At 57.4% G+C, this 13,101-nt stretch carries 11 protein-coding genes; 7 read left to right on the top strand and 4 right to left on the bottom strand.

What is annotated here, in order from left to right; genetic code table 11:
• Positions 1-49: 49 nt before the first annotated feature.
• Complete coding sequence (locus GNG27_RS18975) at positions 50-823, top strand: GntR family transcriptional regulator (RefSeq protein WP_142486975.1); 774 nt, start codon at positions 50-52, stop codon at positions 821-823.
• The gene (locus tag GNG27_RS18970; protein ID WP_156264566.1) at positions 820-1,296 is read left to right on the top strand and encodes a GNAT family N-acetyltransferase; all 477 of its coding nucleotides are present in this window, start codon (positions 820-822) and stop codon (positions 1,294-1,296) included. Before GNG27_RS18975 ends, GNG27_RS18970 begins: the two co-directional genes overlap by 4 nt.
• Here GNG27_RS18970 and galR read toward each other — a convergent pair.
• Positions 1,257-2,273: an HTH-type transcriptional regulator GalR gene (gene galR, locus GNG27_RS18965; RefSeq protein ID WP_142486973.1), complete on the bottom strand. Its 1,017-nt coding sequence runs from the start codon at positions 2,271-2,273 to the stop codon at positions 1,257-1,259. The genes GNG27_RS18970 and galR overlap by 40 nt on opposite strands.
• A 621-nt stretch (positions 2,274-2,894) precedes the next feature.
• On the opposite strand from galR, the gene aas reads away from it, so the two are divergent.
• Complete coding sequence (gene aas, locus GNG27_RS18960) at positions 2,895-5,054, top strand: bifunctional acyl-ACP--phospholipid O-acyltransferase/long-chain-fatty-acid--ACP ligase (RefSeq protein WP_156264565.1); 2,160 nt, start codon at positions 2,895-2,897, stop codon at positions 5,052-5,054.
• Positions 5,047-6,240, top strand: coding sequence for a lysophospholipid transporter LplT (lplT, locus tag GNG27_RS18955; RefSeq protein WP_156264564.1), 1,194 nt, complete (start codon positions 5,047-5,049; stop codon positions 6,238-6,240). The genes aas and lplT overlap by 8 nt, the downstream gene beginning before the upstream one ends.
• 106 nt (positions 6,241-6,346) lie before the next feature.
• Here the strand turns inward: lplT and GNG27_RS18950 are convergent, their stop codons facing one another.
• From GNG27_RS18950 to mutH, 3 genes are all read right to left on the bottom strand, one after another.
• Positions 6,347-7,387, bottom strand: a complete 1,041-nt coding sequence (locus tag GNG27_RS18950) for an NADP(H)-dependent aldo-keto reductase (RefSeq protein ID WP_156264563.1) — start codon at positions 7,385-7,387, stop codon at positions 6,347-6,349.
• Between the two features lie 128 nt (positions 7,388-7,515).
• Positions 7,516-7,734 carry a YgdI/YgdR family lipoprotein gene (locus GNG27_RS18945; RefSeq protein WP_156264562.1) on the bottom strand — a complete coding sequence of 73 codons (219 nt, stop codon included), beginning with the start codon at positions 7,732-7,734 and terminating at the stop codon, positions 7,516-7,518.
• A gap of 130 nt (positions 7,735-7,864) precedes the next feature.
• Positions 7,865-8,557 carry a DNA mismatch repair endonuclease MutH gene (mutH, locus tag GNG27_RS18940; RefSeq protein WP_156264561.1) on the bottom strand — a complete coding sequence of 231 codons (693 nt, stop codon included), beginning with the start codon at positions 8,555-8,557 and terminating at the stop codon, positions 7,865-7,867.
• Positions 8,558-9,241: 684 nt separating this feature from the next.
• On the opposite strand from mutH, the gene rppH reads away from it, so the two are divergent.
• From rppH to lgt, 3 genes are all read left to right on the top strand, one after another.
• Positions 9,242-9,772 (top strand): RNA pyrophosphohydrolase, encoded by a 531-nt coding sequence (gene rppH / locus GNG27_RS18935; RefSeq protein WP_142486968.1) that lies wholly within the window; start codon positions 9,242-9,244, stop codon positions 9,770-9,772.
• 12 nt (positions 9,773-9,784) lie between these two features.
• Positions 9,785-12,031, top strand: a complete 2,247-nt coding sequence (gene ptsP, locus GNG27_RS18930; protein WP_142486967.1) for a phosphoenolpyruvate--protein phosphotransferase — start codon at positions 9,785-9,787, stop codon at positions 12,029-12,031.
• Between the two features lie 193 nt (positions 12,032-12,224).
• On the top strand, positions 12,225-13,097 hold the full coding sequence (gene lgt / locus GNG27_RS18925; protein ID WP_156264560.1) for a prolipoprotein diacylglyceryl transferase: 873 nt from the start codon (positions 12,225-12,227) through the stop codon (positions 13,095-13,097).
• Positions 13,098-13,101: the final 4 nt, after the last annotated feature.

Raw genomic sequence — 13,101 nt, 5'->3', positions numbered from 1 at the left:
TAACATAGTGCGCAAACTGGCCGCATTAACTCAGAGTACAGGTGATAACGTGGATAAGGCTGTCGTCCCGGCGGAAAAGAAGCAGTACCAGGAGATTGGCGAGGATTTACGCGCCCAGATCATCCAGGGGCACTATCCCGTGGGCTCGCGTCTGCCGCCGGAGCGCAATATTGCGGAAACCTACGGCGTCAGCCGCACCATCGTGCGGGAAGCGCTGCTGATGCTGGAGTTACAGGGCACCGTGGATATCCGTCAGGGCTCCGGCGTCTACGTGATGCGCATTCCCGAAGAGCATGAGAACGAGGAAGAGCGTCTGTTAAAAAGCGACGTTGGCCCGTTTGAGATTTTGCAGGCGCGCCAGCTGCTCGAGAGCAACATCGCCGCTTTTGCCGCCAAAATGGCGACCCGGGCGGACATCGACAACCTGCGTCGCATCATTGAGCAGGAGCAGCGGGCGATCGCCGCCAACGACAACAGCCAGGACAACAGCAAGATGTTCCATCTGGTGCTGGCGGGCGCCACGCAGAACCAGATGCTGCTGGCGACCGTCGAAAGCGTCTGGCACCACATGGACAGCAGTCCACTGTGGCAGCAGTTTAACGTTCATATCGCCAGCAGGGCGTATCGCCTGAAGTGGCTGGGCGACAGGCAGACTATTCTGGCCGCCCTGCGTCGCCGCGACGTGATGGGGGCCTGGCAGGCGATGTTCCAGCATCTGGAAAATGTCAAAAAGAGCCTGCTGGAACTCTCCGATGAAGATGCCCCGGACTTTGACGGCTATCTGTTTGAGTCGGTGCCCATTTTCCAGGGGAAGCTGGTGTGATTATTCAACCGCTGTACGCCGCCCCACAGCATGCGGAGCAGGTGATCGACTGGCTATGGCAGGCCTTTGGCGACGGGCTGTCGCGCGACTTTTTTGCCAGCGTAGTGACTTACAGTCAAACGCCGGGCGCGCTGCCGCTGACCTTTATTGCCACTCAGGGTGAACAGCTACTCGGCACGGTGGGGCTATGGCGCTGCGACCTGATCACCCGCCAGGATCTCTATCCGTGGCTGGCGGCGCTGTACGTGGATGAAGCCGCGCGCGGGCAGGGGCTGGCGGGGAAATTACAGCAGCACGTGCAGAAATATGCAGCCGGAATCGGCTATCGCGAACTGCATCTCTGGTCCGCCTGCCGCGATTTCTATGAACGCTACGGCTGGCACTACATGGGTGACGGTCTGGAGTACCCGGACAAAACCGTGCATCTCTACCGCTATTCGCTGGCGGACTCTGCCGGTGGTGTGACCGAGTGACGACGCACCAGCGTCGGGCTGAAGACATGCGTAATCTCCGGCGGCTGACGTTTATCCGCCAGTGACAGCGCCAGCTCCGCCGCCTGGGTCGCCATGGTGACGATTGGGTAGCGCACCGTGGTCAGCCGCGGCCGTACATAGCGCGAGATCAGGATGTCATCGAAGCCGATCAGCGAAATATCTCCCGGCACGTCAATCCCGTTATCGTTCAGCACCCCCATTGCTCCGGCGGCCATAGAGTCGTTGTAACAGGCGATCGCCGTAAAGTTACGCCCCCGTCCAAGCAGCTCCGTCATCGCCTGCTCACCGCCGCGCTCATCGGGTTCACCGTAAGTGACCAGACGATCGTTGCAGGGCAGGTCGTTCTCGCGCAGTGCATCGTAGTAGCCCTGCAGCCGATCTTCGGCGTCAGATATGGCGTGATTGGAGCAGAGGTAGCCGATGCGGGTATGTCCCTGCTGGATCAGGTGGCGGGTGGCAAGCCAGGCGCCGTAGCGATCGTCCAGCGACACACAGCGCTGCTCATAGCCGGGAATAATACGGTTCACAATTACCATGCCGGGGATCTGCTTCATCAGATGAACTAGCTCTTCATCCGACAGCTTTTTGGCATGCACCACCAGTGCCGCGCAGCGATGGCGGATCAGCTGCTCAATCGCCTGACGCTCTTTCTGCTCATTGTGGTAACCGTTGCCGATCAGCAGAAAATTGCCGGTGTGGTAGGCGACCTGCTCGACGGCTTTCACCATCGCGCCGAAAAAGGGATCCGACACATCGCCCACCACCAGCCCGACGGTATCGGTGGACTGCTGAGCCAGCGCCCGGGCGTTGGCGTTCGGGTGATAGTTCAGTGACTCCATGGCGGTCAGCACCGCCTGGCGGGAGGTTTCGCTGGCTTTGGGGGAATTATTGATGACGCGTGAAACCGTGGCGACAGAAACACCCGCCAGTCGGGCCACATCCTTAATTGTCGCCATTCTTTACCTTCTCATTGGGGTAAGCGTTTACACACTAAATAGTGTTGCGGAAAAGTCAGGCGTATTCAAGCGCAGGGCGGTGAGGCAATTCACAAAGGTGACACGTGGCTGCGGAAATTGTGTAATCGTTACACAGCGAAGCGTGACAGAAGCGGGTGAATTTGAATCTTTGGTTACACTTTGCCTCAGGCTGTTGCGATTGTCTGCTGGCAGGGATTTAGTCGCCGTTGCTACATTTGAGATCCCAGAGGTATTGATAGGTGAAGTTGACCCGCGGTTAACTGACACGCTTTACACCAGCCTGCGTTCTTACGCAGGTTTTTTTTGCTTGTTGTTCAACATGTAACAGCCGCCGAAGAAATTCACACCTGGTTGCACTTCGGCTCATTCCCTTGCTTTTTTGCGCTGGTGAAGTCGATGGCCTGGATCCACAATCAAGATCCCAGAGGTATTGATTGGTGAGAATTCTTAGTACGTACTGCGTACTCATCTCTTGCACCAGCCTGCGCAGATGCGCAGGTTTTTTTTTGTCTTTATCCGGCTGTCGCTCCTGCTGCACTTCTCGTGTAATCTGCCACAATTTACCGTAACCCGGCTAATTGAAAGGCAAAGGGAGTTGAAATGCTATTTGGGTTCTTCCGCACGCTGTTCCGTATTCTTTTTCGCGTCCGTCTGACGGGCGACACCCGGGCATTGCACGCCGATCGCGTTCTTATTACCCCCAACCACGTCTCCTTTATTGACGGTATCCTGCTGGCGCTGTTTTTACCCGTGCGTCCGGTGTTTGCGGTCTACACCTCCGTCAGCAAGCAGTGGTACATGCGCTGGCTGACGAAGCTGATTGATTTTGTCCCGCTCGACCCGACCAAACCGATGATGATCAAACACCTGGTGCGTCTGATTGAGCAGGGGCGTCCGGTGGTGATCTTCCCGGAAGGGCGTATCTCCATTACCGGCTCGCTGATGAAAATCTATGACGGCGCGGGCTTTGTGGCAGCGAAATCCGGTGCCACTGTGGTGCCGGTGCGCATTGAAGGGGCAGAACTGACCTTTTTCAGCCGCCTGAAAGGGCTGGTGAAACAGCGCCTGTTCCCGCGCATCACCCTGCATCTGCTGCCGCCGACCTCCTTGCCAATGCCCGACGCGCCCCGTGCCCGGGATCGACGTAAAATCGCCGGTGAGATGCTGCATCAGGTCATGATGGAAGCCCGGATGGCGGTGCGCCCGCGTGAGACCCTGTATGAGTCGCTGCTGACGGCGATGTACCGCTATGGCGCGAAGAAAAACTGTATCGACGATATCAATTTCGCCCCTGATAACTATCACAAGCTGCTGACCAAGACCTTGTTTGTGGGCCGTATTCTCGAAAAATACAGCAAACAGGGGGAAAAGATCGGCCTGATGCTGCCCAACGCCGGGATCAGCGCCGCGGTGATCTTTGGTGCCGTCTCTCGCGGGCGTATCCCGGCAATGCTGAACTACACCGCCGGCGTGAAGGGGCTCGGTAGCGCCTTCACCGCCGCGCAGATCAACACCGTGTTCACCTCACGTACCTTCCTCGATAAAGGTAAACTCTGGCATCTGCCGGAGCAGCTCACCCAGGTGCGCTGGGTCTTCCTCGAAGATCTGAAAGCGGAAGTTACCGCTGGCGACAAGATGTGGATTTTTGCTCACCTGCTGATGCCGCACCTGGCGCAGGTTAAACAACAGCCGGAAGATGCTGCGGTGATCCTCTTTACCTCCGGTTCGGAAGGGAGCCCGAAAGGGGTGGTTCACAGCCATAAAAGCCTGCTGGCCAACGTCGAGCAGATCAAAACCATCGCCGACTTCACCGCCCGGGATCGCTTTATGTCGGCGCTGCCGCTGTTCCACTCCTTTGGCCTGACGGTGGGGCTGTTCACGCCCTTGCTGACCGGGGCCGAAGTATTCCTCTACCCGAGTCCGCTGCACTACCGCATCGTGCCGGAGCTGACCTACGACCGTAACTGTACGGTGATTTTCGGCACCTCGACCTTCCTCGGCAACTACGCCCGTTTTGCCAATCCCTATGATTTCCACCGCGTGCGTTATGTGGTAGCCGGGGCGGAAAAACTGCAGGAGAGCACCCGCCAGCTGTGGCAGGACAAATTTGGCCTGCGCATTTTGGAAGGCTATGGCGTGACCGAGTGCGCGCCGGTGGTCTCCATTAACGTGCCAATGGCGGCGAAACCCGGTACCGTCGGGCGCATTTTACCGGGGATGGACGCGCGTCTGCTCGCCGTTCCGGGTATCGAAGAGGGCGGACGCCTGCAGCTGAAAGGGCCGAACGTGATGAACGGCTACCTGCGGGTAGAAAATCCGGGCGTGCTGGAAGTGCCGACGGCGGAAAACGTTAACGGTGAAGTGGAGGCCGGCTGGTACGACACAGGGGACATTGTGCGCTTTGACGAGCAGGGCTATGTGCAGATCCAGGGTCGCGCAAAACGCTTTGCCAAAATTGCCGGAGAAATGGTGTCGCTGGAGATGGTGGAACAGCTGGCGCTGGCCGTATCGGCAGACAAAATGCACGCCACGGCGGTGAAAGCCGATGCCAGCAAAGGTGAGGCGCTGGTGCTCTTCACCACTGACAGCGAGCTGAAGCGCGAGCAGCTTCTTCAGCGTGCGCGTGAACATGGTATCCCGGAACTGGCCGTTCCACGCGATATTCGTTATCTGAAACAACTCCCGGTGCTGGGTAGCGGCAAACCGGATTTTGTCACCCTCAAAGGCATGGTTGACCAGGCGGAGTCGCATAATGAGTGAGTCAGTACCCACTAACACCTCCATCTGGTCGAAGGGGATGATGGCGGTTACTGCCGCCCAGTTCCTCTCTGCCTTTGGTGATAACGCGCTGCTGTTTGCCACCCTGGCGCTGCTCAAATCCCAGTTTTACCCGGACTGGAGCCAGCCGATCCTACAGATGGTGTTTGTGGGCGCTTACATCCTTTTCGCCCCCTTTGTCGGTCAGGTGGCGGACAGCTTCGCCAAAGGGCGAGTGATGATGTTCGCCAACAGCCTGAAGCTGCTGGGTGCCGCCAGCATCTGCTTTGGCGTGAATCCGTTTATTGGCTATACGCTGGTGGGGATCGGGGCGGCAGCCTACTCCCCCGCCAAGTACGGTATCCTCGGTGAACTGACGACGGGCGATAAGCTGGTCAAAGCCAACGGGCTGATGGAGGCCTCGACCATAGCGGCGATCCTGCTGGGCTCGATGGCGGGTGGAGTGCTGGCAGACTGGCACGTGCTGGCGGCGCTGGGGATCTGCGCGGTGATGTATGCCGGGGCGGTGATCGCCAACCTGTTTATCCCGAAACTGCCGGCGGCGCGTCCGGGGCAGTCCTGGCGTTTTACGCCGATGACCGCCAGCTTCTTCAACGCCTGTCGCGTGCTGTGGCGGAACGGCGAAACCCGCTTCTCGCTGTTGGGGACCAGCATGTTCTGGGGCGCGGGGGTCACGCTGCGCTTCCTGCTGGTGCTGTGGGTGCCGACGGCGCTGGGCATTACCGATAACGCCACGCCGACCTATCTCAATGCGATGGTGGCAGTGGGCATTGTGCTGGGTGCGGGGGCGGCGGCGAAGCTGGTAACGCTGCAAACCGTCGCGCGCTGCATGCCCGCCGGGATCCTGATCGGCGTTGTGGTGCTGGTCTTCGCGCTGCAGCATGCGCTGTTGCCAGCCTATGCGCTGCTGTTCCTGATGGGGATCTGCGGTGGTTTCTTCGTGGTGCCGCTGAATGCGCTGCTGCAGGAGCGCGGGAAGCAGACCGTCGGGGCAGGCAATGCCATCGCGGTGCAAAATCTCGGCGAAAACGCCGCCATGCTGCTGATGCTGGGTCTTTACTCGCTGGCGGTGAAGGTGGGTGTGCCGGTGGTGGGCATTGGGGTCGGCTTTGGTGGCCTGTTTGCGCTGGCGATTGCGGCGCTGTGGATCTGGCAGCGTCGGCGGTAGCGCGGTCTGCGGGTTGCCGGGGGGCGGCTACGCCTTACCCGGCATGGGAAACCTCGCCTTTGACCTTCCAGGCCCGGCAAGCGAAGCGCCGCCGGGCAAAATGCCATTACGGTGCCGGATAGGTATACACCTGATGCACCGCTTCAATCTCCGCTAACACCTCTTCGCTCAGCTCCAGGTGGACGCTTTCAACGTTAGTTTTTAGCTGCTCCATGGTGGTCGCGCCCAGCAGGGTGCTGGCTACAAACGGCTGACGGCGCACAAAGGCCAGCGCCATCTGCGCCGGATCGAGCCCGTGACGTCTGGCGATATCCACATAGGCCGCTACCGCTTTCTGCGTCTGCTCGCCGCTGTAACGGGTAAAGCGGCTGAACAGCGTATTACGCGCCCCCGCCGGTTTTGCACCGTTGAGATACTTACCGGTCAGCGTGCCAAAGGCCAGGCAGGAGTAGGCCAGCAGCTCAACGCCTTCATACTGGCTCACTTCCGCCAGACCCACTTCGTAGCTGCGGTTCAACAGGCTGTACGGGTTCTGGATGGTGACGATGCGCGGCAGATCGTGCTTATCCGCCAGGTGCAGATAGCGCATCACGCCGAAAGCCGTTTCGTTAGAGACGCCGATATAGCGGATTTTACCCGCACGCTGGCATTCGGTTAAGGCTTCCAGCGTTTCCAGCAGCGTAACGACCGGTGCGCTGTCGCTCCAGCTATACCCGAGCTTGCCGAAGCAGTTGGTCGGACGCTGAGGCCAGTGAACCTGATACAGGTCGAGGTAATCCGTCTGCAGACGCGTCAGACTGGCGTCCAGCGCGGCGCGGATGTTCTTACGATCGAGGATCTGATTCGGGCGAATCCCGCTGTCGTTATTACGTGACGGGCCGCTGACCTTAGAGGCAACAATCAGCTTTTCGCGGTTGCCGCGTTTTGCCAGCCAGTTGCCGACGTAGGTTTCGGTTAAGCCCTGTGTTTCCGGGCGTGGCGGAACCGGGTACATTTCAGCAACGTCAATCAGGTTAATGCCCTGGCTGACGGCGTAATCGAGTTGTGCATGGGCATCGGCTTCGCTATTTTGTTCACCAAATGTCATCGTGCCCAACCCCAGTTGGCTTATCTCAAGAGCGCTATGGGGGATACGGTGATATTGCATAGCCGGCTTCCTTAGTTGACATGTTAAGCGTGTCAGGAAATTCCCGACGAAGGACAATAAACATGGCAGAGGGGAAGCGAAAGGGGAAGAGAAAAATCAAAAGGCCAGCAAGTTGCTGACCTTCAATATTATCTTTCGATAATCTGCGAAACGTCGTCGCGGTTAATCTGCATATTATTACCTTCCCGATCGCGGTAGCTGACCAGACCGGTATCATCGTCGACTTCGGGTTTGCCGTCGGTCAGGATCATGCGGCCATCTTTCGTCGCCATGACGTAATCGCTGCTACAACCTGAAACGGCAAACGCTAAACCAACAGCTGAGATTATCACTGCCCATTTTTTCATTCTTATTACCTCCACCTGGCTCGTATCACATGATTAGTGTAGTAATAACTCCGGTAATGGTTTTCACAAAGCGGTGAAATCTGAAAAAACAGGCAAATATGTGATAAACGACATAATTCTGGCTAAAAAATCAGGTATTCAGCAAAAAATGACGCGCTAACAGAGCACCCGTGAAGTTTTTTTTCAAATAAAAGCCGCGGGGCAGGGTCAGGATCGGTTCCCCGCGCGCGCCGATGGCCTCGGTGAGGGCTTTACTGTTTGCCGCTTTGGGCCGCAGCTGGAGCACTTCACCGTGGCGGGCGGTGATACGCTCAACCTGACCCAGCACGATCATGTCCATCAACTCCTCCCAGTCCAGGCGCAGCTGACGATCTTCCTCCTCATCCGGGCTCCAGATCAACGGCGCACCGACGCGCCGTGCCGCCAGCGGGATCGTCCGATCGCCCTCCACCGGGATCCACAGCACACGCTTTAGCTTATGCCGCACGTGGCTGCTCTCCCAGGTGATCCCGGTATTGCCGGTTAACGGCGCCACGCAGACAAAGGTGGTTTCCAGCGGACGGCCCAGGCTGTCGATCGGAATGGTCTTCAGCTCCACCCCCAGCGCGGCAAAATCCTGTTCAGGTTTGCTGCCCGCGCTGGCCCCCAGCCACAGCTCCAGCAGAATGCCCGTCCATCCCTTATCACGCTTAAGATCGGGTGGAATGGGCAGACCGGCCAGGGCGGCGAGTTCTCCCAGCGAGTATCCCGCCAGGCGTTGCGCTTGTTGCAGTAATGCCGCTTCCGTTGCGGGGGGAGACGTCAGGGGAATAAGGGGAAGCATGATCGTTGCCTTCTGGTTAAAAAGTGAACAGCAGTTTTCCACCGCACGGTCTGAGTTTATCTTTTTCTTTTTGCTGGTGCCAGGTGGATGATTTATCAGCCTTTTTATCACCTGTAATTCCGTTTCGCTAAGGGAGCTCTCCCGGTTGTTCAAATCTGGTCACTGACAATAAACAGGATCTTACACCCTGTTATCCACAGAAAAATGGGATAACTGGGAATAACCCCCACTACTGTTTCCATTTACAGCCTTGACGTGGGACGAAAATCGAAAAATCAGACAAAATGTGCCTAACTTATTGGCACAATCTGTGGATAAAACCGACGTTGTTCGATCTTTCATCAGTGTCAGGATCTTTAAGGTGATGTACATCACACTATGCCGTGTAATTCAGGTGATTTATAATTTAACTCCATGAATTATAGTGATTTGTAAAAATCACTCATCTCTGTAATATTCAGAGTGATCTGGGTTGTCCATCGGTAATTCCATACTTCTTCACAACTCTATCCACAGAAAAAGTGAATAAAATTGCCCTTCAGACCGGTCATCTGTTTATAACTCAGCTGATAATTGTGAGTTATTCAAATGTTATTAGGCTCCAGGCCAGAAAGAGAGTGGTTTACCGCCTCACTGGAGTGTGAAACAATCATTTATATATAAGGTTTAGTTTGGGGTAGTCCGGTGATTGATGACGATGGCTACCGCCCGAATGTAGGTATCGTAATTTGTAATCGCCAGGGTCAGGTTATGTGGGCCCGGCGATATGGTCAGCACTCCTGGCAATTTCCCCAAGGTGGGATCAATCCAGGAGAGTCCGCAGAGCAAGCGATGTATCGGGAGCTGTTCGAAGAAGTTGGCTTAAGCCGCAAGGATGTTCGCATTCTGGCTTCGACCCGCAACTGGTTGCGTTACAAGTTACCGAAGCGTTTGGTGCGTTGGGACACAAAGCCGGTATGTATCGGCCAGAAACAGAAATGGTTTCTTCTGCAATTGGTGAGCAGCGATGCGGATATCAATATGCAAACCAGCAGCACGCCCGAATTTGATGGCTGGCGCTGGGTCAGCTACTGGTATCCCGTTCGTCAGGTCGTGTCGTTTAAGCGCGACGTTTACCGTAGGGTGATGAAAGAGTTCGCAAGTGCTGTGATGTTGCTGCAGGAGACCCCTCCTAAGCCGCAGAGCGCACCTGCCTGGCGACGTAAAAGAGGTTAAGCTACGCACATTATGCTCACCCGCCTGCGCGAAATAGTCGAGAAGGTGGCCAGTGCCCCACGGCTCAACGAGGCGCTGGATATTCTGGTCACGGATATCTGCCTTGCGATGGAAACCGAGGTGTGTTCGGTCTATCTGGCCGACCATGACCGCAGGTGTTACTACCTTATGGCCACGCGCGGATTAAAAAAACCGCGTGGTCGTACCGTTGCGCTGGCATTTGATGAAGGTGTTGTGGGTCTGGTCGGGCGACTGGCGGAACCCATCAACCTTGCCGATGCGCAGAAACACCCCAGCTTTAAATACATCCCCTCCGTAAAAGAGGAGCGCTTCCGCGCATTCCTCGGCGTACCCATTATTCAGCGCCGTCAGCTCCTTGGCGTGCTTGTGGTACAGCAGCGTGAGCTGCGCCAGTACGATGAAAGCGAAGAGTCGTTCCTCGTTACGCTTGCCACGCAAATGGCCGCCATCCTCTCCCAGTCCCAGCTGGCAGCGCTCTTTGGTCAGTACCGGCAGACGCGCATTCGCGCTTTACCGGCCTCGCCGGGCGTCGCGATTGCAGAAGGCTGGATGGACGCCACGCTGCCGTTAATGGAGCAGGTTTACGAAGCCTCGACGCTGGATACCGCCCTTGAGCGCGAACGTCTTACCGGCGCGCTGGAAGAGGCCGCCAACGAGTTTCGCCGCTACAGCAAGCGTTTTGCTGCCGGGGCGCAGAAAGAGACGGCGGCGATCTTCGATCTTTATTCGCACCTGCTGTCCGATGCCCGGCTGCGTCGGGAGCTGTTTGACGAGGTCGACAGCGGCTCGGTCGCGGAGTGGGCGGTCAAAAAGATCATCGAAAAATTCGCCGAGCAGTTTGCCGCCTTAACCGACGGCTATCTGAAAGAGCGTGCCGGGGATCTGCGCACCTTAGGCCAGCGTCTGCTGTTCCATCTCGATGACACCATCCAGGGGGCCAACACCTGGCCGCCGCGCTTTGTGCTGGTGGCGGATGAACTATCTGCAACCACCCTCGCGGAACTGCCGCAGGATCGGCTGGCCGGGATCGTGGTACGCGATGGTGCCGCCAACTCCCATGCCGCCATTATGGTGCGCGCGCTGGGGATCCCGACGGTGATGGGCGCTGACATTCAGCCCTCGGCACTGCACCGACGCACGCTGGTGGTCGACGGCTATCGCGGCGAGCTGCTGGTCGATCCTGAACCGGTGCTGTTGCAGGAATATCAAAAGCTTATTAGCGAAGAGAATGAGCTGAGCCGTCTTGCCGAAGATGATGTTAATCAGCCTGCCGCGCTGAAAAGCGGTGAGCGAATCAAAGTGATGCTCAATGCCGGGTTAAGCCCGGAACACGAAGAGAAGCTCGGTAGCCGCATCGATGGCATTGGTCTCTATCGCACAGAAATCCCGTTTATGCTGCAAAGCGGCTTCCCTTCTGAGGAGGAGCAGGTCGCGCAGTATCAGGGCATGTTGCAGATGTTCAACGACAAACCGGTGACGTTGCGCACTCTGGACGTTGGCGCGGATAAGCAACTGCCGTACATGCCGATCAGCGAAGAGAACCCCTGCCTGGGCTGGCGCGGGATCCGCATTACCCTCGATCAGCCGGAGATCTTCCTGATCCAGGTGCGCGCCATGCTGCGCGCCAATGCCGCCACCGGTAACCTCAGCATTTTGCTGCCGATGGTCACCAGCATTGACGAGATCGATGAAGCCCGCCGTCTGATCGAACGCGCCGGGCGCGAAGTCGAAGAGATGATCGGCTACGAAATTCCGAAACCGCGTATTGGGGTGATGCTCGAAGTCCCCTCAATGGTCTTTATGCTGCCGCAGCTGGCGAGCCGGGTTGATTTCATCTCGGTGGGTACCAACGACCTGACCCAGTACATGCTGGCGGTGGATCGCAACAACACGCGGGTGGCGAGTATTTACGATAGCCTGCACCCGGCAATGCTGCGCGTGCTGGCGATGATTGCCCGCGAGGCACAAGAGCAGGGGCTTGACCTGCGTTTGTGCGGCGAGATGGCCGGTGACTCAATGTGTGTGGCGATCCTGATTGGCCTTGGCTTCCGTCACTTATCCATGAACGGACGCTCCGTCGCCCGCGTGAAGTATCTCCTGCGCCATATCGACTTCGAAGAGGCGCAGCTGCTGGCGAAACGCAGTCTTGAAGCACAGCTGGCAACGGAAGTACGCCATCAGGTGGCGGCCTTTATGGAGCGTCGCGGCATGGGCGGCCTGATCCGCGGCGGGCGTTAAGCACCGGGTATCCCTTCCTCCTCGGGGAGGGATACAAACTGCGTGAAGTCTCTATACACATCTTTTACATCTCGGGCGCAACCTCCACGCTCGCTTGTGCTATGATTCGCAACTTTGGAGCGCAGGGTACACCTCTGCGCGCATCTCTGCCGCTGTCCACTTTCAGCGGAATAACAACATCTTGTGGTGACAGATGAACAGTGGCTATCTGCATTTTCCGGAGTTTGATCCGGTCATTTTCTCAGTAGGACCCGTTGCGCTTCACTGGTACGGTCTGATGTATCTGGTCGGTTTCGTCTTTGCCATGTGGCTGGCTGGCCGTCGTGCCAAACGCCCTGGCAGCGGCTGGACCAAAGACGAAGTGGAAAACCTGCTGTATGCCGGTTTCCTCGGCGTTTTCCTCGGTGGACGTATCGGCTATGTGCTGTTCTATAACTTCCCGGTCTTCCTGGCCGATCCGCTCTACCTGTTCCGCGTCTGGGATGGCGGCATGTCCTTCCACGGTGGCCTGATCGGCGTCATCCTGGTAATGGTCATCTTCGCCAAACGTACCAAACGCAGCTTCTTCCAGGTGGCTGATTTTATTGCACCCCTGATCCCGTTTGGTCTGGGCGCAGGTCGTCTCGGTAACTTCATCAATGGCGAACTGTGGGGCCGCGTCGATCCGAGCGTGTCATTCACCATGCTGTTCCCGCAGTCCCGTGCCGAAGATATCGCGCTGCTGCCGTCGCATCCGGAGTGGCAGTCGATTTTCGATACCTACGGCGTTCTGCCGCGCCATATGTCCCAGCTGTACGAGATGGCGCTGGAAGGTGTGGTGCTGTTTATCATTCTGAACCTGTTCATCCGCAAGCCGCGCCCGACGGGCTCCGTATCGGGCCTGTTCCTGATCGGTTATGGTGCGTTCCGCATCATCGTTGAGTTCTTCCGCCAGCCGGATGCGCAGTTTACCGGTGCGTGGGTGCAGTACATCAGCATGGGACAGATCCTCTCTGTGCCAATGATTGTGGCAGGCATCTTGATGATGGTCTGGGCGTATCGTCGTCCACAGCAACAGGTCTCCTGAGGAA

The sequence above is a fragment of the Leclercia sp. 119287 genome, assembly GCF_009734485.1.
Taxonomy (GTDB): domain Bacteria; phylum Pseudomonadota; class Gammaproteobacteria; order Enterobacterales; family Enterobacteriaceae; genus Enterobacter; species Enterobacter adecarboxylatus_C.
This window is presented reverse-complemented; position numbering and strand designations above follow the sequence as displayed.